This is a genomic window from Sphingobium sp., from assembly GCF_036170395.1.
Lineage (GTDB): Bacteria > Pseudomonadota > Alphaproteobacteria > Sphingomonadales > Sphingomonadaceae > Sphingobium.
Genome location: NZ_JAVHPD010000061.1, coordinates 23,775 through 46,773, shown reverse-complemented (window position 1 = coordinate 46,773; position 22,999 = coordinate 23,775). Strand labels below are relative to the sequence as shown.

General features: G+C 70.3%; 13 protein-coding genes. 7 read left to right on the top strand and 6 right to left on the bottom strand.

Features of this window, described 5'->3' with window-relative positions:
• Nucleotides 1-39: 39 nt before the first annotated feature.
• The 4 genes from smc to V2B31_RS15875 all read right to left on the bottom strand — a co-directional run bounded on the left by smc (nucleotide 40) and on the right by V2B31_RS15875 (nucleotide 5,583).
• Nucleotides 40-3,483, bottom strand: coding sequence for a chromosome segregation protein SMC (gene smc, locus V2B31_RS15890; RefSeq protein ID WP_328280300.1), 3,444 nt, complete (start codon nucleotides 3,481-3,483; stop codon nucleotides 40-42).
• 71 nt (nucleotides 3,484-3,554) lie between these two features.
• Nucleotides 3,555-4,289 carry a thioredoxin domain-containing protein gene (locus V2B31_RS15885; RefSeq protein ID WP_328280298.1) on the bottom strand — a complete coding sequence of 245 codons (735 nt, stop codon included), beginning with the start codon at nucleotides 4,287-4,289 and terminating at the stop codon, nucleotides 3,555-3,557.
• Between the two features lie 40 nt (nucleotides 4,290-4,329).
• A complete protein-coding gene (locus V2B31_RS15880; protein WP_328280296.1) occupies nucleotides 4,330-4,998 on the bottom strand; it encodes a thioredoxin domain-containing protein in 669 nt (222 codons plus the stop codon).
• 42 nt (nucleotides 4,999-5,040) lie between these two features.
• A complete protein-coding gene (locus tag V2B31_RS15875; protein ID WP_328280294.1) occupies nucleotides 5,041-5,583 on the bottom strand; it encodes a DUF721 domain-containing protein in 543 nt (180 codons plus the stop codon).
• Nucleotides 5,584-5,609: 26 nt separating this feature from the next.
• Here V2B31_RS15875 and V2B31_RS15870 point away from each other — a divergent pair, with 26 nt between their 5' ends.
• The 7 genes from V2B31_RS15870 to V2B31_RS15840 all read left to right on the top strand — a co-directional run bounded on the left by V2B31_RS15870 (nucleotide 5,610) and on the right by V2B31_RS15840 (nucleotide 21,169).
• Nucleotides 5,610-6,674 (top strand): A/G-specific adenine glycosylase, encoded by a 1,065-nt coding sequence (locus V2B31_RS15870; RefSeq protein ID WP_328280292.1) that lies wholly within the window; start codon nucleotides 5,610-5,612, stop codon nucleotides 6,672-6,674.
• Nucleotides 6,652-7,566: an NAD(+) diphosphatase gene (nudC, locus tag V2B31_RS15865; protein ID WP_328280290.1), complete on the top strand. Its 915-nt coding sequence runs from the start codon at nucleotides 6,652-6,654 to the stop codon at nucleotides 7,564-7,566. Before V2B31_RS15870 ends, nudC begins: the two co-directional genes overlap by 23 nt.
• A 45-nt stretch (nucleotides 7,567-7,611) precedes the next feature.
• Nucleotides 7,612-8,958: a TldD/PmbA family protein gene (locus tag V2B31_RS15860; protein ID WP_328280288.1), complete on the top strand. Its 1,347-nt coding sequence runs from the start codon at nucleotides 7,612-7,614 to the stop codon at nucleotides 8,956-8,958.
• Nucleotides 8,951-9,751 (top strand): 3'(2'),5'-bisphosphate nucleotidase CysQ, encoded by an 801-nt coding sequence (locus V2B31_RS15855; protein ID WP_422247565.1) that lies wholly within the window; start codon nucleotides 8,951-8,953, stop codon nucleotides 9,749-9,751. Before V2B31_RS15860 ends, V2B31_RS15855 begins: the two co-directional genes overlap by 8 nt.
• 139 nt (nucleotides 9,752-9,890) lie before the next feature.
• Nucleotides 9,891-17,417: a beta strand repeat-containing protein gene (locus tag V2B31_RS15850; protein WP_328280284.1), complete on the top strand. Its 7,527-nt coding sequence runs from the start codon at nucleotides 9,891-9,893 to the stop codon at nucleotides 17,415-17,417.
• 111 nt (nucleotides 17,418-17,528) lie between these two features.
• Nucleotides 17,529-19,703 (top strand): type I secretion system permease/ATPase, encoded by a 2,175-nt coding sequence (locus tag V2B31_RS15845; RefSeq protein WP_328280282.1) that lies wholly within the window; start codon nucleotides 17,529-17,531, stop codon nucleotides 19,701-19,703.
• Nucleotides 19,700-21,169, top strand: coding sequence for an HlyD family type I secretion periplasmic adaptor subunit (locus V2B31_RS15840; protein WP_328280280.1), 1,470 nt, complete (start codon nucleotides 19,700-19,702; stop codon nucleotides 21,167-21,169). Before V2B31_RS15845 ends, V2B31_RS15840 begins: the two co-directional genes overlap by 4 nt.
• 203 nt (nucleotides 21,170-21,372) lie before the next feature.
• Here V2B31_RS15840 and recA read toward each other — a convergent pair whose 3' ends face one another.
• Nucleotides 21,373-22,446, bottom strand: coding sequence for a recombinase RecA (gene recA / locus V2B31_RS15835; RefSeq protein WP_328280278.1), 1,074 nt, complete (start codon nucleotides 22,444-22,446; stop codon nucleotides 21,373-21,375).
• 122 nt (nucleotides 22,447-22,568) lie between these two features.
• On the bottom strand, nucleotides 22,569-22,925 hold the full coding sequence (locus V2B31_RS15830; RefSeq protein ID WP_328280276.1) for a response regulator: 357 nt from the start codon (nucleotides 22,923-22,925) through the stop codon (nucleotides 22,569-22,571).
• Between the last annotated feature and the right edge of the window lie 74 nt (nucleotides 22,926-22,999).

Genomic DNA, 22,999 nt, shown 5'->3' with positions numbered 1-22,999 from the left:
ACTGCAGTGACCGATCGTCAATATCCGTAACTACAACAATTACTCCGCCGCCAGCAATGCCTCGGCGCTTTCCAGGTTGACCGACACCAGCCTGCTCACCCCCTGTTCGACCATGGTGACGCCGAACAGGCGGTGCATCCGCGCCATGCTGACGGCATTGTGGGTGACGATGAGATAGCGGGTGGCGGTCTGCGCCACCATCGCGTCGAGCAGGTCGCAGAAGCGCTCGACATTGGCGTCGTCGAGCGGCGCGTCGACCTCGTCCAGCACGCAGATCGGCGCGGGGTTGGTGAGGAACAGGCCGAAGATGAGCGCGACGGCGGTCAGCGCCTGCTCCCCGCCGGACAGGAGGGTCAGCGCCGCCAGCTTCTTGCCCGGAGGCTGGGCCATGATTTCGAGGCCCGCCTCCAGCGGATCGTCGCTGTCGATCAGCTCCAGATGCGCCTGCCCGCCGTTGAAGAGGGTCGTGAAGAGGCGGCGGAAATGGCCGTCCACCGCCTCGAACGCGGCGAGCAGGCGCTGGCGACCCTCGCGGTTGAGGCTGCCGACCGATCCGCGAAGCTGATTGATCGCGGTCGTGAGTTCGGCGCTTTCGGCGCGGCTGGTCGCCTGGGTGGCTTCCAGTTCCCCCAGTTCCTGCGCGGCGACGAGGTTGACCGGGCCGATCCGCTCGCGCTCGGCATGGAGCCGGTCATGCTCGGCCAGTTCGGTCTGCGCCAGGCGAATGTCCGCGCTGGTGAAGCCCAACCGTTCGGGGAGGACGGGCGGCGGGCATTGGAAGCGCTCGCCCGACAGCCGGTTGGTCTCGATCCGGCGTTCGTCCGCGGCTTCGGCGCGCGCCAATGCGGTGGCGCGAGCTTCGCGCGCGCCGGCCAGCGTCTCGCCCGCCTGCGCCGCTTGCTGCTCGGCGGCGCGCAGGGCAACGTCAGCCTGTTGTTCGGCGCGGCGGGCTTCCTCGGCGGCGTGCGTCAGCGATGCGCCCTGGTCCGCCAGCGCGGCGATGTCCGTCGCAAGAGCATCCGGCCGGTGCTCGATCACGCCGCGCTCGGCCCCGATCTCTTCGGCGCGCGCCACCATGGCGGCGATGCGCCGCGCCGCCTCGCCGGCCCGCGCCCGCCATCCCTTGACCTCCGCCTCAGCCGCGGCCTGCCGTTCGCGGTCGCTGGCGAGAGCCCGGTCGGCGAGAGCCTGATCGGCCTGCAACTGGCTGACGGCAGCGCGCGCCTTCTCGCTCGCTTGCGCGAGCGCAGCCACCAGCGCGCGCGTTTCTGCGCCGTCAGGCATATCAGCGCGCGCGCTCTGCGCCGCCTCATGCTCTGCCTGCGCCGCTGCATCATCCTGCCGTGCTTCGCTCAGCCGCTCCTCGATCCCCTCGCGCCGCCCTGCGAGCCGTTCCAGCGCCGTCGTCGTCTCGTCGGCCGCGCGGAGGGCTGTGCGCAGCCGCTGGTCCGCCTGCGTCAGCGCAGCGCGGTGGGTGGCAAGCGCCTGAGCGGCGGCTTGCTCCTGTGCTCGCGCCCGATCCTGCGCGGCGGCGGCCTCCGCCACGGCCTGCTCGGCGGCGGGCCGCGCGGCCGCCAGCGCATCGAGCCGGTTGAGCCGGATCAGCCGCTCTGCCGCCGCCGCCCCGCCCTCGGCCGCGACATAGCCGTCCCAGCGACGCAGCTGGCCGCCGAGGGTGACGAGCCTTTGCCCCACTGCCAGCGATTGACCGATATCGCTCTCGACCACAGCCACCTGAGCCAGGCGGCGCGCCAGTTCCGGCGGCGCGGCGACATGGTCGGCGAGGGCGGATGCGCCGTCTGGCAGCGCCGGATCGCCCGGAAGCGGCTCCGCGCCGCCCCAGCGTCGCTTGCCCTCCGCGCCGACCGGCGCTTCCAGATCGTCGCCCAGCGCGGCGGCAAGCGCCCGCTCATAGCCGGGTGCGGCCTTCAGCCGGTCGAGCGCACACCCTCGGCCGGCGCCGCCGCTCTCCACCGCGCGGCGCAATGCCGACGCTTCGCTGTCGAGCGCCGCCAGCCCCGCGCGCGCCGAGGCGAGCGCCGCCTCGCCCGCCGCGCGTGCCTCCGCTGCCGCCTGGCGCTGCGAATCGGCAGTGCCGATCGCTGTCTCGGCCGCATCGCGGTCCGCGCTGGCCTGCTGCTGATCGGTCAGCGCTGCGTCGCGCTTCGCCGCCAGCGGGGCGGGATCGGGCAGAGCCGCCGCTTCCGCCTCCAGCCGTCCCCGTTCCCGCGCCGCCCGATCGAGCCGCTGACGCGCCGCCGCCACCGCTGCCTCGGCGACGCGCAGTTCCGCCTGCTCGGCCGCCTGCGTCGCCATGGCGCGGGCAAGATCGAGTTCGGCGTCCCGCGCTGCTGCCTCTGCGACCGCGATGCGCGCCGCGAAATCGGGCCGAAGCTTTTCAGTCTCTGCAATGCGCGCCTTGAGCGTCGCCACTTCGCCCGTCAGCCGGGCAATCGCGTCGGCGGCATCGTTGGCCAGAGTCCCTTCGCGCGTGCGGTCTTCCTCCAGCCGGCTTGCCTGCTGGCTGAGGTCGGCAAGGCGGCGAACCGCTGACTCGCGTTCTGTCCGCAGCGCCGCCAGCCGGTGTCCCGCCTCGCTCGCGGCGTCGCGGGCGGCCTGCGCCGCCGCCCGCCGCTCCGCCAGCGTCGCGACCGCCGCCTGTGCCGCCGCCCCAGCAGCCAGCTGCGCCGCCTGCGCTGCCGCCACGGCCGCTTCCGCCTGCCTCGCCTCGGCGCGCGCCGCCTCGGCGCTCACATTGGCTTCGCGCCATCTTGCGAACAGCGTTCGCGCCTCCGCCACGCGAATCTGGTCGGACAGGCGGATATAGCGCTCGGCCGCCCGCGCCTGCCGGCGCAGCGCGTTGGCGCGGGTGTCCATGTCGAGCAATATTTCGTCCAGCCGCGCCAGATTGGCCTCGGCCGCGCGCAATTTCTGTTCGGCATCCTTGCGGCGGACGTGCAGCCCGGCAATCCCGGCCGCTTCCTCCAGCATCGCGCGCCGCTCCTGCGGGCGGGCGGCGATGACGGCAGCGATGCGGCCCTGGCTGACGAGGGCCGGACTGTGCGGACCGGTCGCGGCGTCGGCGAAGATCAGCGAGACGTCCTTCGCCCGCACATCCTTGCCATTGGCGCGATAGGCGCTGCCGGCTCCGCGTTCGATCCGGCGGGTCACTTCCAGCTCGCCGTCCGCGCCGACTTCGACGGTCGAGAACAGCTCGCCCTGTTCCTGCACCGTCAGCAAAGATACTTCAGCGAAATCGCGCTGCGGCCGGCTGGCGGTGCCGGCGAAGATCACATCCTCCATGCCCGCGCCGCGCATCGACTTGGCGCTGGATTCGCCCATGACCCAGCGGATCGCTTCCAGCAGATTGGACTTGCCGCAGCCATTGGGGCCGACGATGCCGGTGAGGCCCGGCTCGATGCGCAGCTCGGTCGCATCGACGAAGCTCTTGAAGCCGGCGAGCTTGAGCCGCTTTATCTGCACGGGGATAAACCGGAGCAGCCTGCCCCGCCCCCGTCAGCCCCCGTTGCCGATGTCCGCCCCCGCCGGTCCAATCAGATGCCTGCTTCCTTGAGCTTGGGCTGCAACGTCGCCCAGGTGGAGGTGTTCGGCACGATCACCCCGTTCAGCAGGAAGGTCGGCGTGCCTTCGATATTATATTGTTTCCCGGCGGCCTCGACCCCCTTCGCAAGGCGTGTGGCGGCGCCGGTGTCGGCCAGGCACTGCTTCGCCTGATCGGCGGAAATGCCGCGCTGCTGCGCGAATTCGACCAGACCGAGCGCCTGGGCGATGCCGACGGGCCGCTGCGCCGGCGGCATCTGCTCGACCGCCTGGAGTTGCGGCCCTGCCGCCTGCACCTTTTCGAACATCGCGGTCTGGTTGGCGAAGAACTGCTCGGTCAGGGGATAAAAGACATCCTTGCCGCCGCACTGGGCAAGCAAGGCGGTGGTGAGGTCGATCGGGTCGCGCAGGAAGGGCCGGAACTCGTAGCTCATCTTGCCCGTATCCACGATCTTGCGGATTTCCTCCGAGGCTTCGACGGAAAAGTCGCGGCAATGGCTGCATGTGTAGGAGCCATATTCGACCAGCTTCACCGCGGCATTGGGATTGCCCAGGACGAAATAGCCCTCCGGGGTCGCCGCCACGGTCTCCGACCAACTGCTGCCCGCCGGCGCCTTCACTTCGGCGACCGGCGCGCCGCTCGGCTTTGCTCCCTCCTCGTTCTTGCCGCAGGCGGCGAGGGTCAGGCTGAGGGCGAGAATGGGAACGAGAGCGGGCAGGGCTTTCACGGCGGACTAGGCTCCGATTACAGGGTGACGGCGGTTTAGATCAGCGCGAGGCAGGGGGCAATGCGGCCTTCACGACATCCCAGCTCGATCCGTCCACTTTCGCGCCGTTGACGGTGAAGCCCGGCGTGCCGCCGATCTTGACCTTGTTCCACGCCTCGTCGGTCATGGCGAGGATCTGCTTCATCGACGCGGGATTGGCGACGCAGGCGTTGAGCTGGGCGGGGGTGAAGCCGCGCTTGCCCATCAGCGCGTAGAGGCCTGTCTTCTGGCCGATATCCTGCAAGGCCGGGATCTGCTCAGCGGGCTTGGTCGCGTCGCGATCATAGGCGATGATCTGGTCCATCCAGGCGGTCTGGTTGGCGAACAGCGCCTCATGATTGCCCATGAACCGCGCCGGGCCGCCACAGCGGGCGAGCAGCGCAGCGGTCAGGTCATATTTGTCGCGCACGGCGTTCCGCACCTCGACGCTGACGGTGCCGCCCTTCACATATTGGGTCTTGAGCGGCAGGGTCGCCTCGCCGACGAAATGGGCGCAATGCGAGCAGGTATAGCTCACATATTCGACCAGCTTGGTCTTTGCGGCGGGATTGCCCATCACATGCCCGCCGATCGACGACACCGCGATACGGCTTACCCAATTGGCGGCAGGGGCCGCCGCCAGCGACATGGGAATGGCAAGAAGCGCGACCGGCAGGAACTTTCTAATCATGGCATATCCGATAGGAAAGAAGAGCTGAATAGCGGCTAAACCTCAGCCGATCCGGGGGAGGCCGCTGCTGTTGGCGATGCCCTGCGCCAGCGATTCGAGCACCGCGCGCAATTCCGGGTCGCCAATGTCGCGCAGCGAATCGCCGAGATCGACCGGGATCGGCTTGAGGTTGCGGGGTGGAGGCCGGCGTTCGGGCTGGGTCGGGCGGATGTCGCCCTGGCGCAGCGCCACTTTCGCCACGGCGGCATAGCCAAAGAAGCGGTTCACCCGCTCAACGATATCGGGCAGCGCGTGCTGGATCATGGGCGCATGGCCGCTCATCACTGTCAGCTGGAGCGTGCCGCCCGCCTTCTGCCCGACCGGAAAGCGGATCGATTCGGGCGCGGAAATCGCGGCATAATGCGCGCCGACAATCTCCTGCCAGCGGGTGACGATGCTCGACTGGACGAACCCGAACTTGCGGAAGGCGGCGCGGCCGATGTCGGGCATCAGGTCGGCGATCTGGCGCGGCGCGCCGGTGCGCGGCCGCTCTTCCGCCGGGATGGCGCGAGTCTTCATTTTCGGGCTGGGCGGGCTTTCCGTCATGCCCTGCTTAATGGCATAGGGCCGCCATGCGCGTCGAGGGCGGAGACAGAAAAATCGCGGCCGATCTGCTGGCCCATTATGACGTCCACGCGCGCCGCCTGCCCTGGCGCGCGCCGCCCGGCAGCAACGCCGCCGATCCCTATCGCGTCTGGCTGTCCGAAGTCATGCTCCAGCAGACCACGGTCGCGGCGGTCGGGCCGTATTTTGCGAAGTTCACGCAGCGCTGGCCCACGGTCGAGGCGCTCGCCGCAGCCGCCGACGCCGATCTGATGGCAGCCTGGGCGGGGCTTGGCTATTATGCGCGGGCGCGCAACCTCCTCGCCTGCGCGCGTGCTGTTGTGCGCGATCATGACGGCTGCTTCCCCGATACGGAGGAGGGGCTGCGCGCCCTGCCGGGCCTCGGCGCCTACACCGCCGCCGCTGTCGCCGCCATCGCCTTTGGGCGGCGGGCGGTCGTGGTGGACGCCAATGTTGAACGGGTAGTGGCGCGGCTGTTCGCCATAGCGACGCCGCTGCCCGCCGCCCGCCCGGCGATCCACGCCGCCGCCGACCGGATCACGCCGGACGCGCGGGCCGGAGATTTCGCGCAGGCGATGATGGACTTGGGCGCGACCATCTGCACGGCCCGCAATCCCGCCTGCGGCATATGCCCGCTGCGGCAGGACTGCGCCGCCGTGCGCACTGCCGATCCGGCCGCCTTTCCGGTGAAGGCGGCGAAGAAGCCAAAACCGCACCGATTGGGCCATGGCTGGTGGATGGAGCGCGACGGCCGGGTCTGGCTGGTGCGACGACCCGACAAAGGGCTGCTCGGCGGGATGCGCGCGCTGCCCAGTTCCGACTGGAGCGCTGCGCCCGACATTACCCCGCCCGCTCCGGCGCGCTGGACCAGGATCGACACGCCGGTGGCCCATGTCTTCACCCATTTCTCGCTGGCGCTGACGATCCATCATGCCCATGTGGAGACGACGCCGCCGGGCGAGGGTGAATGGTGGCCGGTCGATCGGATCGACGCGGCGGGGCTGCCGACCTTGTTCGCCCGCGCGGCAGAGGCGGTACGAAAGGACAAGGATGCACGGAACCCAAGCGCCTAAACCGCTGCCCGGCTTCGTCGGCGGCACGCTCGACCGGGCGGACCATATCCGCACCAATGCGGCGCTGCTGGCCGACACCTTCGCCGATCCCGCCGCACGGCTGCTGCTGCTCGACGGGCTGGAACCGGTCGCGGCGGACGGGCATCTGGTGCTGGAGCCGCTGGAGCCGGACGATCGGGTCGAGGAGCATGTGTTGCTCGGCATCGATACCGAAGGCCGCCCGATCTTCGCTCGGCTGGTCGCCGATCTCGGCCCCAACCTCATTCCGACGCCGCGCAGCCGCGCCATTGCCGGGGAGCTTCCGGCCGAGGAAGTCGCGCTCTATGGCACGGCCCGCAGCCTCGTCCATTGGCACGCGCGCCATCCCTTCTGCTCGATCTGCGGCGCTGCGACCCTGCCGGCCAAGGCAGGCTGGGCGCGGCGCTGCACCGCCTGCCACGCCGAACATTTCCCGCGCACCGATCCGGTCGTCATCATGCTGGCCGAACATGACGGGCGCGTCCTCCTGGGGCGGCAGCATAGCTGGCCTCAAGGTCGCTATTCAGCGCTCGCCGGCTTCGTCGAGCCGGGCGAGACGATCGAGGAAGCGGTGGCGCGCGAACTGCATGAGGAGGCGGGCGTGCGGGTCCACTCCGTCCGCTATGTCATGAGCCAGCCCTGGCCTTTCCCCTCCTCGCTGATGATCGCCTGCATCTGCACGGCGCAGGACGATGCGCTGACGCTCGACGAGACCGAGATCGAACATGCCTTCTGGTGCGATGCCGCCGGCGTGCGTGCCGCCATGGCGGAGGAACCCGACGCCCCCTTCCTCGCGCCGCCGCAGATGGCGGTCGCCTGGCATCTGCTCGATCACTGGTTGGCCGGCGTTGCCCCCGACGGCCCGAGCGCGTAAGGCCCGGCCTCTTCCTTTCGCCGACATAAGGACTATCTCCCCGCGATGCTCAGTCTAGAAGAAGCCCAGTCGCGCGCGCAGGATCTGGTGAGCGCCGCGCGCAAGGCGGGCGCGGACGCGGCCGACGCCATCTATGCCTGCAACGCATCGACCAACGTGTCGGTGCGCCTGGGCGCGCTGGAGGATGTCGAGCGGTCGGAGGGCGAGGAGATCGGCCTACGCGTCTTCGTCGGCCAGCGGTCGGCGAGCATTTCCGCGTCGGACATGAACCCGGCGACACTTGGCACTTTGGTTGACCGCTGCATCGCCATGGCGCGCGAAGCGCCCGAAGACCCCTATGCCGGCCTTGCGCCCGAGGATCGGCTGCTGACTCGCCGCCCGCCGGCGCTCGACCTGGCCGACGAGGCCGAGCCGGAGCCCGCCGCGCTGCGCGAGCGCGCGCTGATCGCCGAGGAAGCGGCGCGATCCGTGCCCGGCATCACCAACAGCGAGGGCGGCGGCGCGTCGCATGGCCGCAGCCAGGTCGCGCTCGCCACCAGCCATGGCTTTGCGGGGAGCTATGCCGGCACCACCCATTCGAGCTGGGCGAGCGTTCTGGCCGGCAGCGGCGCGCAGATGCAGCGCGACCATGCCAGCCACAGCGTCCGCCATCTGGAGGATCTGGACGATCCCGAAGCGATCGGCGTGCGCGCCGGCCAGCGCGCGGTGGCACGGCTCAATCCGGTGAAGGTCGAGAGCGGGGTGATGCCGGTGATCTTCGATCCCCGCATCGGCTCCAGCCTGCTCGGCCATCTGGTGAGCGGCATCGTCGGCCCCGCGATCGCCCGGCGGTCGAGCTTCCTGCTCGACATGCTGGGCGAGGCGATCTTCGAGACGGGCGTCAGCATATTGGACGATCCGCTGCTGCCACGCGGGCTGCGCTCGCGCCCGTTCGACGGCGAGGGGCTGGCGGTCGAACGGCGCGCGCTTATCGACCGGGGCGTGCTGACCGGCTGGCTGATGGACAGCGCATCGGCGCGGCAGCTCGGGTTGGAGCCGACCGGCCATGCCAGCCGGGGCGGCAGCGGCGCACCGGGCGCGAGCGTCACCAACGTCCATATGGAACCAGGCGCCATATCGCCGGGCGACCTCATGGCCGACGTCAAGCGCGGCGTCTATGTGACCGAACTGATCGGCATGGGGGTGAACGGCGTCACCGGCGACTATAGCCGGGGCGCGGCCGGCTTCCTGATCGAAAATGGCGCGGTCGCCCATGCCGTTTCGGAAATCACCATCGCCGGCAACCTGAAGCAGATGTTCAAGGCGCTGGTGCCCGCCAACGACCTCCAGTTCCGCTATGCCATGAACGTGCCCACGATCCGCATCGACGGGATGACCGTTGCCGGTGGATGATCCCCGGCTGCGCGCGATCGTATTCGCCGTGGCGGACGCGGCCGATCATGCGCTGACCCTGTGGGCCGGGGGCGACACGCGCGTGCGGCAATGGGAGAAGGTGCCCGGCCATCCGGTGTGCGAGGCGGACCTCGCGGTCGATGCCATGCTGCGCGAACAGCTGGCGGCGATCGATCCCGATGCGGGCTGGCTGTCGGAGGAGACCGCCGACACGGTCCATCGGCTGGGCGTCCCGCGCGTGTGGGTGGTCGACCCGATCGATGGCACGCGCGACTATCTGCGCGGCCGGCCGGGATGGGCCGTGTCGGTGGCGCTGGTGGAGCATGGCGCGGTCAGCATCGGCATCCTCGCCGCGCCGGCCCGCAACGAACTCTGGATCGCGCAGGCGGGCAAGGGCGCGACTCGCAACGGCCGGGCGCTGCGGGCAGGGACGCGCACCATATTGCCCGGCGCGCGCGTGCCGGCGGACCAGCTTCCCCGCATCGACCGCGATCTTCTTGCCGTGCCCAAGCCCAACAGCATCGCGCTGCGGATGGCGATGGTGGCGGCGGATGAGGCGGACCTGGTGGCGACCGTGCGCTGGGGCAGTGAGTGGGACGTCGCCGCCTCCGCCCTGATCGCGCAGGAGGCAGGCGCGATCGTGACCGACGCGCTGGGCGCTCCGCTGCGCTTCAACCGGCCGCAGCCGACCGCCTTCGGCCTGCTCTGCTGCGCGCCGGGCATCCACGCCGCCGCGCTGGACCGGCTCGCGCCGCGTGCGCGCGACATATTGGCTCAAAACGCGACGAATTGACCCTGCTCGGCAGGACGCGGCAACATGGCCGCTTGCGGCCCCTTGGCCCGCCATGCTAACGAGCAACCGCACAAAAAATGTCCGCCGGATGCCTGAGCGGATGATGGGTCGCCCCTGCAAGCATAAAGGGGCTGTTGCTATGTCTAACGTCTCAATCACCGGCACGACCGGCACTGCTGGTTCCAATGGATCGAGCCCCGGCGCGTCCGGCGGCAATGGCGGCACCGGACAGTCGGTCAGCGCCGTCACCAGCACGCCGGCGGACGCGGACAATCGCGCTTATGCGCAGGGCGGCCAGGGCGGCGGCGGCGGCAGTGGCGGGGGCGGCGGCACGACCGGCGGCAATGCCGGCTCTGGCGGCAGCGGCGGCAATGGATCGGCGACCGCGACCACATCCCGCGCGGGCAGCGCGGTCGCGGTTGCGACCGGCAGCGGCGGCACGGGCGGCAGCAGCGGCAGCCCCGGCGGCGGCAGCGTGACGAGTGGCCTCGGCGGCAGCGGCGGCAATGGCGGCACCGGATCGGCAAGCGCCAGCGCGACGAACACCGCCGCCACCAGCGACTATGTCGAAGCGACAGCGGTTGCTTATGGCGGCAGCGGTGGCTCGGGCCTCAACGCAGGGCGCAAGGGCGGCAATGGCGCGGCGGCCGGCGCGGCGACCGCAACGGCGATCAGCAACGGCGCGGGCAGCGTCGTCGCCAGCGCGCGGCGAGTCGGCGGCAGCGGCGGTACCGGCTATTCGGGCGCGAACGGGGGCAGCGGCGCGTCCGCCACGACCACCAACGCCGCCACCGGCCGGACCAATGGCGGCAATCTCTACCTTTATAACGACGCGACCGGCGGCAATGGCGGCTATTCGGATGGCGGCACGGCCGGCACGGCGGGGTCGGCGACCTCCAGCCTAACCTTCACCGACGTGCCGAACAGCACCAAGAGCGCGCTGGTCTATGGCCAGATCACCGCGCAGGGCGGCACCGGGGGCAGCGGCAATAGCGGCACGGCCGGCCGGACCGGCGGCAACGCCACCGCATCGGCCTCGCTGACGGGGACGCGCAGCGTGCAGGCGAATGTCTACGCGACCGGCGGCAGCGGCGGCGCGTCCGGCAACGGCAATGGCGCTGCGGGCGGGGCTGCAACGGGCAGCTCGCAGGCGGTCAGCACGACGGCAGGCAATGACACGGTCAGCGCCCTTGCCAACGCAACCGGGGGCTCGGGCGGCTATGCCAGTGGCGCGGGCCGCGCGGCGGGCGGCGGCGGCATCGCCAGCGGCGCGACCGCATCGGCGCAGACGACCGGCACCAGCGCGTCGGCATCGGTAAGCCAATCGGGCGGCGGCGGCGGCTATGGCTATGCCAGCGCGAGCGGCGGCGCGGGCGCGGCGAGCAGCCTGATCGATGCGGTCAGCGGCAGCACTAACGGCGGGACGCTGAACCTGGGGCAGACGGCGACAGGCGGCGCCGGCGGCGGATCGACCGGCGGCACGGCCGGCGGCGGCGGCGCGGCGGCGTCCAGCCTGACCTTCAACGACACCGCCAACAGCACGACGAGCGCGCAGCTCAATGTCGGCGTGACGGCGAACGCCGGCGGCGGGGGCAGCGGCAGCAACAGCGCGGGCGCGATCGGCGGCGACGCGACGTCCGCCGCCACGATCAACGGCGCGCGCAATATCAGCCTGTCGGTCAGCGCCAGCGCCGGCGCGGGCGGATCGAGCGACAATCGCAGCGGCGGCAATGGCGGCGCGGCGACCGCCAATGGCGCGGCGAGCAGCACGACCACGCTCAACGATTCGGTCACCAGCACGGTCTATGCCACGGGCGGCAATGGCGGCTATGGAGACACCGCCACCCGCACCGGCGGCGCGGGCGGCGCGGCCTCGGGCAGTTCGTCCGCTTCGGCAAGCCTCGCCGGCATTGGTCAGGCGAGCGCGACGCTGACCCTGCGCGGCGGTCATGGCGGCACCGGCTATGACGGCGCGGCCGGCGGCGCTGGCGCTGCGGGATCGGCTACCAACCGCGTGACCGGATCGACCAATGGCGGCACGCTCTATTTGTCGCAGAATGTCTATGGCGGGTCGGGCGGCAGCAGCGCGGGCGGCATTGCCGGCACGGCGGGCGCAGCGTCCTCCTCGCTGACGTTCAACGATTCGGGCGCGAACAAGAGCCGCCTCGTCAACGTCTACAGCTCGGCTTATGGCGGCACCGGCGGCGCGGGCAGCTCGGGATCGGACGGTGTGGACGGCGCTTCGGGCACGGCTCTGGCGAATGCGACCGGCAATCGCGAGGTTACCGCCTATGCCTATGGCGTGGGCGGAGGCGGCGGCAGCGCGGGGGCGAACGGATCGGGCGGCGCCGGCGCGGTCGCGTCCGGGCGCGCCTTCGCCACCAGCACCACGGTCAATCTGGAAAGCACGACCGCGACCGCCTATGTCGCGGCCGGCACAGGCGGCTACGCCACCGGCGCGGGCGAGACCGGCGGCAATGGCGGCGGCGTGGCGGGCACGACATACGCCTCGGCAAGCGGTGGCGGCGGCAACAGCAGTGCGACGGTCACCGGCTATGGCGGCAATGGCGGCACGGGCTATTCCAACGCCAATGGTGGCGCGGGCGCTTCGGTCAGCCTGACGAATCGGGTCGACGGACAGAGCCGCAACGGCAATCTCTACCTCGGCCAGTCGCTGACGGGGGGCACCGGCGGCTACAGCTATGGCGGCATTGCGGGCGCGGCGGGATCGGCGACGTCCAGCGCGACGTTCGACGACACCGCCAACGCCACCCAGGCGAAATATCTGTCCATGTCAATCAACGCCGCGGGCGGCGCGGGCGGCAGCGGGCAGGACGGCACCGACGGCCGTAATGGCGGCTCGGCCAGCGCCAGCGCAACCGGCAAGGGGGCCAAGCAGGTCAGCATCAACAGCTATGCGACCGGCGGCACCGGCGGCTATGGCAGTGCCAATGGCAATGGCGGCGCGGGCGGCGCAGCAACATCGTCGGCCAGCGCCACCAGCACCACCACCAGCCTTGTCAGCGGCAGCGATCCGGTCTCGGCCGTCGCCAATGCGAACGGCGGCACGGGCGGCAGCGCCCAGGGCGCGGGCCATGGCGGCGGCGCGGGCGGCGTGGCGAGCGGCGCGAGCGCGAGCGCCCATAGCAGCGGCGTCGCGGCGAGCGCCAGCGCGGTCCAGCGCGGCGGCGGCGGCGGCGCAGGCTATGGCGGCGCGAATGGCGGCACGGGCGCGGCGAGCAGCCTCACCAACGCCGTCAGCGGATCGACCAAGGGCGGCACGCTATCGATCGACCAGAATGCCTATGGCGGCGGCGGCGGCAGCAGCGAGGCAGGCGTCGCGGGGATCGGCGGCAACGCAAGCTCCGCGCTGACCTTCAACGACACGCTGAATGCCAACAAGAGCAACCTGCTCTACGCCTATAGCGCTGCTTATGGCGGCGGCGGCGGCAGCGGCAACGGCACCGACGGCGGCAAGGGCGGGTCGGGCGTCGCAAGCGGGACCATCACCGGCGCGCGGGCGATGCAGGGCAGCGTCACCGGCAACGGCGGGTCCGGCGGCGGCGCGTCCACCGGCGGCGATGGCGGGGCTGGCGGCACCGGCCGGGCCAATATCAGCTTCACCAGCACGACAACGCTTGGCGACGGAGTGAACGCCACTGCTTATGCCAATGGCGGCACCGGCGGCAGCGCCAGCGGCGCCGGCCGGCTGGCGGGCAGCGGCGGCGCGGTCAGCTCCTCCTCCTCGGCCAGCGCACGGAGCGCCGGCACGGGCGCGGTCGCGGCATCGCTCAACCTCACCGCGGGCAGCGGCGGGACCGGCTTTGCCAGCGCGGCGGGCGGCAAGGGCGGGTCGGCGTCGGTCGTCGACAAGGTGACGGGATCGACCAATGGCGGCTCGCTCGCCCTCACCCAGAATGCGATCGGCGGCAGCGGCGGCTATTCCTATGGCGGCACGGCGGGCGCAGCGGGGTCGGCGAGCAGCAGCCTGACCTTCGACGACACCGCCAACGCCACCAAGAGCAACAGCGTCGGAGTCGCGGCCGGCGCGACCGGCGGCGCGGGGGGCAGCGGCCAGGCGAGCACGCCGGGCCGCGTCGGCGGCAGCGCGACCGCAGCCGCCAATGGCAAGGCGACCCGAGCGCTCGGCGTCTCGGCCAGCGCCTCGGGCGGCGGCGGCGGCTATGCGTCGGACAATGGCAGTGGCGCGGCCGGCGGCATCGCGACCGCCACCGCTACGGCGAACAGCACGACCACGCTCGCCGACTCGGTCACGGCGACCGCCACCGCTACGGGCGGCAGCGGCGGCAGCGGATCGGGCGCGGGCAGGACCGGCGGCGCGGGCGGCATCGCCAGCGCGTCGCAGGCCCGTGCCGACAGCGGCGGCACCAGCGCGGCGGCCACGGTCAACCAATATGGCGGCAATGGCGGCGTCGGCTATGCCGGCGCGACCGGCGGCGCGGGCGCAGCGAGCAGTCTCACCAACGCTGTCGGCGGGTCGACCAAGGCAGGCACGCTCAGCCTGTCGCAGCAAGCGCGCGGCGGCTTTGGCGGCGGCGGCAATGATGCGGTCGGCGGGGTCGGCGGCGACGCAAGCTCCAGCCTCACCTTCAACGACGGCAGCAATGTCAACAAGACCAACAGCCTCTACGCCACCACCACGGCAACCGGCGGCGGCGGCGGCAATGGCGCCAACGCCAATGGCGGCGCCGGCGGCGGCGCGACGAGCATCGGGTCGATCACCGGAACCCGCGTGGTCAACGCCAGCGCCTATGGCACTGGCGGCGCGGGCGGCGCATCGAGCGCCGGGGGCAATGGCGCGGACGGCGGCACGGCGCGCGCGTCATCCACCGGCACCAGCACGGGCACGCTGAACGGCGACTCTGCGTCCTCCTATGCGTCCGCAAGCGGCGGCAATGGCGGCAGCGCCTCTGGCGGCGGCAATGTCGCGGGGGATGGCGGCGGGGTTTCGACCGCATCCTCGGCCTTCGCCTATTCCGGCGGGACCGCCAGCGCCACGAGCACGCTATATATGTATGGCGGTAGCGGCGGCACCGGCTTTAGCGGCGCGTCCGGCGGCGCAGGCGCTTCGGTGGCCGCGACCAGCCGCGCGCGCGGCTCCACCAACGGCGGCACGCTGACGCTCAACCAGTCGCTGTACGGCGGGTCGGGCGGCTTCAGCTATGGCGGCATCGCCGGCGCGGCCGGCGGCGCGGCATCGACCCTGAATGTCGATGACACCGCCAGCAGCACGAAAAGCAACCAGCTCAACGTCAACAGTGCCGCCATCGGCGGCGCAGGCGGCAGCGGCACCAGCAGCACCAATGGCCGGGTCGGCGGCGCGGCCACCAGCAATGCCTCGGTGACGGCCACCAGGGGCGTATCGCTCACCAGCAATGCCAGCGGCGGCGCAGGCGGCTACGCCCAGTCCAATGGCAACGGAGCGGCTGGCGGCACGGCGGCCGGATCGGCCACCGCATCGTCCACCACGACCGGCGCCGAAACGGTCAGCGCCACGATGACCGCGCTCGGCGGCCGGGGCGGCGACGGCCATGCGTCAGGCGATACGGCAGGCGCGGGCGGCGTCGCCAGCGGCGCAACCGCGCGGGCGGACAGCGCAGGCACCAGCGCCTCGGCCAGCGTAACCCAGACCGGCGGCACGGGCGGCAACGGCGCCAGCGGGGCCAGTGGCGGCGCGGGCGCGGCCAGTTCACTGGTGGACGCGGTCGGCGGCTCGACCAAGCTCGGCACCCTGTCGCTCAATCAGCGGGCGGTCGGCGGCAATGGCGGCGGCAGCGATACCGGCACCGCGCGCGCGGGCGGTTCCGCAACCTCCAACCTCAACTTCAACGACACGACGCAGACCAACAAGAGCGCGCAAATCTACGCCACCATCTCCGCCCAGGGCGGCAGCGGCGGCACGGGCTCGAACAGCTCTGGCGGCAATGGCGCATCGGCGATCAGCATCAGCACCATCAGGGGCGCGCGCGCGGTCCAGGCGGTCAGCAGCGCCAATGGCGGCGCGGGCGGTCAGTCGTCGCTCGGCGGCAATGGCGGCGCGGGCGGCAATGGCCGCGTGTCGCTGGCGGCGATCAGCACCACGACTCTTGCCAACCCTGTATCCGCGAACGCCTATGGCTATGGCGGCAACGGCGGCTCGGCCTCGGGCGCTGGCCGGTCCGCAGGCGCGGGCGGGAGCGTCAACGGCCTGTCCTCCGCCGAAGCCCGCAGCAATGGCGCGGGCTCGGTGACGGCGCTGCTCAACGCCTATGGCGGCACGGGCGGCACCGGCTACAACACCGCCAATGGCGGCGCGGGTGGCGCAGTCACTCTGCTGGACAAGGTCACCGGCTCCAGCAACGGCGGCACATTGGCGCTCAATCAGAGCGCCTATGCGGGCAATGGCGGCTATTCCTACAATGGCAATGGCGGCGCGGGCGGCACCGCATCGAGCCAGCTGACCTTCGACGATACCGCCAACGCCACCCAGAGCGCCAGCGTCGGCATGACCGTCAACGCCTATGGCGGCAGCGGCGACGGCAACAAGGTCGGCGGCGCGGGCGCCGATGCGACCGCTTACGGCACGTTGACGGCGGCGAACACCGCCAGCGTCGTCGCGACCGCCGTGGGCGGCGACGGCGGGGCAGGCAGCACCAGCAACGGCGCTGGCAGTTCCGCCGATGCCCGATCGCTCGTCACCGGCAAGGCGGTCAACTCGCAAGCCTGGGCCGATGGCGGCAGGGGCACGCAGAGCGAAGCGGATGCGCTGGCCTATGCCAGGGGCAATAGCGGCACGCTCCGCTCCACCTCGATCGCGTCAGACTTCGCCGGCAAACTGGTGACGGGGGTGCGGGCGGACGCCTATGCCAATCTCTACGGCACCAGCAGCATCGTCGATACGTCGCGGGCGCTGACCAGCGCGTCGCTCGGCCTGTCCGCCAGCAACTCCACCACGCAGCAAAGCGTCGCGCAGATTTTCGGTGCGCCGACCAATGCGGACGTGACGGCGATCCTCTCGGGCAACAGCAACATCAACGCCGCCTTCACGGCCAAGTCGCCCTCCTATTTCGCCATCGCGCAGATGGGCGGGCGATACAGCGCGGCGGGCGTGGGCACACAGACGGTCAACAGCACGGTCGATCTGACCGTCGATCTCACCAAACTGCCCTCGCGCGACAATCTGGTAGTCGGCTTCTACAATGGCAGCGGCTTCGGCACGGGCGTCAGCAATGTGACGGTAACGATCACCGCCAATGGCTCGACGTTGCTGAACCAGAGCTTCGGATCGCAGGCGGCGGCGGTCAGCTACTTCACCAACCGCGCGGTCGATCTGGGTTCGCTCAGCGCGTCGCTCTACAGCAGCAACACGCTCAACCTGCGCGTCTTCATGTCGCTGACGATCAACAGCCCGACCAGCGGCTTCTTCGGCAATCTGCTGATCGGCGATCCGCCGGCCGAAACGGCGGCCCCCGCTCCGGCGCCGGCTGCGTCCGCGCCAGTCAGCCAGCAAGCGCAGTTGCAGAATCTGGTCGCTGGTCTTGCCAGCTTCGGCGCGGATCGCGGCGCGGCGCAGATGGACCGGCCCAGCCGCTACGGCCTGCCGACCCGCGACCTGCTGCTCGCCTCGTCCGGCGGGCTCAACCGCCGGCATTTGCAGGCGGTCTGAACTGGGACATGCGCGAGGCAAGGCGCGCCGACGCCTTGCCTCTTTTCCCGATTATGCGATGCTGCGCCGATATGTCGGGGGAGCGCCCGCGTCGGTCGCGGCAACAGGTGAATGATGGGGCATGAAATGCCGCTGGCGCCGCAGGACGCGGGGCCGCAGCCGATCGACAGCGGACTGGCGTCGCTGGTGTTGCTGCTTGCTTTCCACGGCCGCCCCGCCGATGCCGAGCAGATCAAGCGCGAGCGCGGCCGGAGCGACGATCCGTTCGACGCCGACGACATCGTCCGCATGGCCCGCCGCCTGTCGGTCAAGGCGCGGCAGGTCAGCGCGCCGGTCCAGACGCTGGCGACCTTGCCCCTGCCCGCCATCGCAGAGGGACGGGACGGCCGCTTCTTCATCCTGGGGAAGGTCGATGAGGCCGGGGGCGCGCTGGTCCAGCGGCCCGATGCGCCCGCGCCCGAAATATGGGACCAGGCCGCGCTGGAGGCCGAATATGGCGGCAGCCTGATCCTCCTCACCACGCGCGAGCAGATTGCGGGCGAGGCGCGGCGTTTCGATGTCAGCTGGTTCATCCCGGCGCTGGTCAAATATCGGGCCGCGCTGCGCGACGTGTTCGTCGCCAGCTTCGTGCTTCAGGTGATCGCGCTGGCGACCCCGCTCTTCTTTCAGCTGCTGATCGACAAGGTGCTGGCGCATGACGCGATGACGACGCTCGCCGTTCTCGCCTTCGCGCTGCTGGTGGTGAGCCTCTGGGAGGTGGCGCTGGGCGGGCTTCGGACCTGGCTGTTCGCGCACACCACCAGCCGGGTCGATGCGGAACTGGGCGCGCAGATGTTCCGCCATCTGCTCAGCCTGCCGCTCGCCTATTTCGAATCGCGCCGCGTGGGCGACAGCGTCGCACGGGTGCATGAGCTGGAGACGATCCGCGATTTTCTGACCTCCAATGCCGTGACGCTGATCCTCGACGTTTTCTTCACCCTCGTCTTCTTCGCGGTCATGCTGCTCTACTCGCCGCTGCTGACGCTGATCGTGATGCTCTCGATCCCCGCCTATGTCGCCATTTCGATGGTCATCACGCCGCCGCTGCGCCGCCGGCTGGACGAGAAATTCGCGCGCGGCGCGGACAATCAGGCGTTCCTGGTCGAAAGCGTCACCTCCGTCAGGACGCTCAAGGCCATGGCGGTCGAACCGCAGATGCGCGAGAAATGGGAGCGGCAGATCGCCGGCTACACCCGCACCAGCTTCGCCGTCGCGCAGCTTGCCAATTGGGGCGGACAGCTGGTGCAGCTGGTGTCGAAGCTGACGATGATCGCCCTTCTCTATTTCGGCGCGCGGCAGGTGATGAGCGGGGCGATGAGCGTCGGCGCTTTGATCGCCTTCAACATGCTGTCCTCCCATGTGTCCGGCCCGATCCTGCGTCTGGCGCAGCTGTGGCAGAATTTCCAGCAGGTGCGCATCTCGATCGACCGGCTGGGCGATATTCTCAACACCCGGCCCGAACCGCAGCACGACCCGACGAAGGCGGTGCTGCCGCCGCTCGAAGGGTGCATCCGCTTCGACCGGGTGCGCTTCCGCTACCGCCCCGACAGCCCCGAAGCGCTGCGCGACCTGAGCTTCGACATCGAGGCGGGGGAGATGGTGGGCATCGTCGGCCCCTCGGGATCGGGCAAGAGCACGCTCACCAAGCTGGTCCAGCGCCTTTATGTCGCGACCAGCGGACGGGTGCTGGTGGACGGGACCGACCTGACGCTGGTCGATCCCGCCTGGCTGCGGCGGCAGATGGGTGTGGTGCTTCAGGAAAATGAGCTGTTCAACCGATCGGTGCGCGACAATATCGCGCTCGCCGATCCCGCCGCGCCGATGGAGCGGGTGATCGCGGCCGCGCGGCTCGCCGGCGCGCACGACTTCATCCTGGAGCTGCCGCACGCCTATGACACGCCAATCGAGGAGCGCGGCGCGAATCTGTCGGGCGGGCAAAGGCAGCGCATCGCCATCGCCCGCGCCCTGCTGTGCGACCCGCGCATCCTGATCCTGGACGAGGCGACGTCAGCGCTCGACGCCGAATCCGAAGCGATCATCCAGCAGAATCTCGCGGCGATCGCGGCGGGACGCACCGTCATCATCATCGCTCACCGCCTGTCGGCCGTGCGCCAGTGCCACCGCATCATGACGGTAGAGGGCGGCGCGATTACGGAGATCGGCGATCATGACGCGCTGCTCGCCGCCGGCGGGCGCTATGCCGCGCTGTTCCGATCGCAGATGGGCCTTGGCGGGGGCGCGGCATGAGGGAGGCGATCGGCCGCCACTGGGATATGGTGCGCGAGGCGCTGGCGCTCGACCGCGCGGCGGCGGCGGGTCGGCCGGAGCGGCGCGAGACCGAGTTCCTGCCGGCCGCGCTGGAGATCATCGAAAGCCCGCCAAGCCCGGTCGGCCGGCTGCTGCTGTGGCTGCTTTGCGCATTCCTCGGCATCGCGCTGCTCTGGAGCATCCTGGCCAGGGTGGACATCATCGTCGCAGCGCCCGGCCGGATCGCGCCGCTCGACAGCGTCCAGACCGTGAGCTGGGGCGGATCGGGCGACGGGGCGGAGGGAACGGTGGGGGTCGTGCGCGCGCTGCATGTGGCGGAGGGCGATGGCGTCCGGCGCGGGCAGCTGCTGATCTCGCTCGATCCCACGATCGTCAGCGCGGAGTCCGACCAGGCGCGGCGCGGCCTCGACAGTGCGCAGGTGGAGGCGGCCCGCTCGCGCGCGCTTGTCGACTATCTGGCGGGCGGCCGGGCGGAGATGCGCGCCGTTCCCGGCCTGTCGCCCGCTGAAATGGCTGTACAGCGCCAGCTCGTCCAATCGACCATCGGCGAATATGAGGCGCGCGCCGCCAGCATCGCACAGCAGCAGGCGGAAAAGCAGGCGCAGCTGCAATCGGCGCAGCGCCAGCGCGCGATGCTGGCCGACACGCTGGCGCTGCTCGACAGGGAGATCGCGATGCGGAGCGAACTGGCGGCCAAGGGCTATCAGTCGAAGGTCTCGCTCTACCAGATCCAGCAGGTCCGCATCGAGCGGCTGCGCGACATGGAGCAGCAGGAGAGTCTCGCCGCGCAGGCCAGCGCCTCCCTTGCCGATCTGGCGCAGCAGCGGCAGCAGTTGCGGCAAGCGCTTACGCGCGGCAGCCTGGCCGACCTCAGCAAGGCGAGCGACGACGCCAGCCTGCGCGCGCGCGACCTGGCGAAGGCGCAGCGGCGCAGCGCCTTGCTTGACATTCGCGCGCCGGTGGACGGCACGGTCGAGCAGTTGCGGGTGCGGACCGTCGGTGGGACGGTGCAGGCCGCGCAGCCGCTGCTCAGCATCGTGCCCAGCCGGGGGCCGTTGTTCGTCGAGGCGCTGGTGCCCAATGCGGAGATCGGCTTCGTGCGCCTGGGCCAACGGGTGCAGGTGAAGGTCGATGCCTATCCCTTCACCGATTACGGAATGCTTCGCGGCGCCGTTCATTCGATCGGCCGCGATTCGGTGCAGGGGCTGGACGAAGAGGCGCGGCCGGACCCCGCCGCCCCGACCGGCTTCAAAGTGCGGGTGCGCCTTGCCGACACCATGCTGCGCTCGGGCGATTGCAGCGCCGGATCGCGCGACTGCCATATGCTGCGGCTGACATCGGGTATGCGGGTACAGGCCGAAATCCGCACAGGACGGCGGCGGATCATCCAATATCTGCTTTCGCCGCTGGTCGAAGCCGGAGCGGAGGCTGGCCGCGAGCGATGAGTCCGCTACGGGCTCCGCCTCCTCCGCGGCAAGGCGCAAGGCGGCTGCGCTCGCTTGCGCTGTTCTCGGTCGAGACGCGGCCGCATGCCGAAACGGTAAAAGGCCCGCCACGATGGGCGGGCCTTTTCGGTGCGTGACGCGCAAGGCGGGCGGGAGCCATGATCCCCTCGACCGGATGATCCGTCCGGCGAGGGCGGTCGGGCCTATTCGCCATCATCCTCCGCATCGGGTCCGGTCATCATCCCTTCGGCGACCTTTTCGGTCTGGGCGCGGATGGCTTTTTCGAGTTTTTCCGACAGTTCGGGATGCTCGCGCAGGAAGGTCTTGGCATTCTCGCGGCCCTGGCCGATGCGAACCGAGTCGTAGGAGAACCAGGCGCCCGATTTCTCCACCAACCCGGCCCTGACGCCGATATCGAGCAGTTCGCCGATCTTGGAGATGCCCTCGCCATACATGATGTCGAATTCGACCTGCTTGAAGGGCGGGGCGACCTTGTTCTTCACCACCTTCACCCGGGTCGCGTTGCCGACCACATCCTCGCGATCCTTGATCTGGCCGGTGCGGCGAATGTCGAGCCGGACCGAAGCGTAGAATTTGAGCGCATTGCCGCCGGTCGTGGTCTCGGGGTTGCCGTACATCACGCCGATCTTCATCCGCACCTGGTTAATGAAGATCACCATGCATTTCGACCGGGAGATGGAGCCGGTGAGCTTGCGGAGCGCCTGGCTCATCAGGCGCGCCTGAAGGCCGACATGGCTGTCGCCCATCTCGCCCTCGATTTCCGCGCGGGGCACCAGCGCCGCGACCGAATCGACCACCAGCACGTCGATCGCGTTCGACCGCACCAGCGTATCGACAATCTCCAGCGCCTGCTCGCCGGTGTCGGGCTGCGACACGATCAGCTCGTCGATATCGACGCCCAGCTTCTTGGCATAGACGGGATCGAGCGCATGTTCGGCGTCCACGAAGGCCGCGGTGCCGCCGCCCTTCTGCGCTTCGGCGATGGCGTGGAGCGCCAGCGTCGTCTTGCCCGAGCTTTCCGGGCCGTAAATCTCGATGATCCGCCCCTTGGGCAGGCCGCCGATGCCCAGCGCGATGTCGAGGCCGAGCGACCCGGTTGGGATCGCCTCGATCTCCAGCTTCTCCCGGCTGCCGAGCTTCATCGCGCTGCCCTTGCCGAACGCGCGGTCGATCTGCGCGAGCGCCGCGTCCAATGCTTTCTGTCTGTCCATATTCCCCGTCTTCTTGGAATCGATGAGTGAAAGCAGTGCAGTCATCGGCCGGTCCTTAAGTCAAGCGGCATGCGAATCCGCGTCGTCCCTGGACGATGATGTATCCTGTTTGTTCTATCGGAACAAGAGGGGAACGGAAATTTCCTATCCGCGTCTTGCGCAGCCGGTTATTCGCTCAGAACCCTGCCCAAAGCGCGCTCCACCGCCCCGATCGTGAAGGGCTTGGCAAGGGTAGGACGGTCGGCATGATCGGGCGGCAGATCGTCGGCCATGCCCCCGGTCGCGAAAATGAAGGGAATGTCGGACTTCGCCAATATGTCGGCGACCGGCCAGCTCTTCTCGCCCTGGAGGTTGCAGTCGACCAGCGCCGCGTCAAACCCGCCTTCGCGCGCATGGGCGCAGGCTTCGTCGACCGTGGAGGCGACCGCGTGCAGCCGGTAGCCGAGGGCGTCGAGATAATCCTCCAGCATCATGCCGATCATCGCTTCATCCTCGACGATCAAAATGCTCTTGGCGTCCGACATGCTGCGCGTCCCTGCTAACCCAGCCGGTTCGCTAGCCGATCCGCGCAGAATTGCCCAGTCGAATCAGCTTAACC

Coding starts and splice junctions, on each gene's coding strand:
- V2B31_RS15830 (WP_328280276.1), bottom strand. CDS start 22,925: ATGTCGGACGCCAAGAGCATTTTGATCGTCGAGGATGAAGCGATGATC.
- nudC (WP_328280290.1), top strand. CDS start 6,652: ATGCACGGAACCCAAGCGCCTAAACCGCTGCCCGGCTTCGTCGGCGGC.
- V2B31_RS15850 (WP_328280284.1), top strand. CDS start 9,891: ATGTCTAACGTCTCAATCACCGGCACGACCGGCACTGCTGGTTCCAAT.
- recA (WP_328280278.1), bottom strand. CDS start 22,446: ATGACTGCACTGCTTTCACTCATCGATTCCAAGAAGACGGGGAATATG.
- V2B31_RS15845 (WP_328280282.1), top strand. CDS start 17,529: ATGATGGGGCATGAAATGCCGCTGGCGCCGCAGGACGCGGGGCCGCAG.
- V2B31_RS15840 (WP_328280280.1), top strand. CDS start 19,700: ATGAGGGAGGCGATCGGCCGCCACTGGGATATGGTGCGCGAGGCGCTG.
- V2B31_RS15860 (WP_328280288.1), top strand. CDS start 7,612: ATGCTCAGTCTAGAAGAAGCCCAGTCGCGCGCGCAGGATCTGGTGAGC.
- V2B31_RS15880 (WP_328280296.1), bottom strand. CDS start 4,998: ATGATTAGAAAGTTCCTGCCGGTCGCGCTTCTTGCCATTCCCATGTCG.
- V2B31_RS15875 (WP_328280294.1), bottom strand. CDS start 5,583: ATGACGGAAAGCCCGCCCAGCCCGAAAATGAAGACTCGCGCCATCCCG.
- V2B31_RS15870 (WP_328280292.1), top strand. CDS start 5,610: ATGCGCGTCGAGGGCGGAGACAGAAAAATCGCGGCCGATCTGCTGGCC.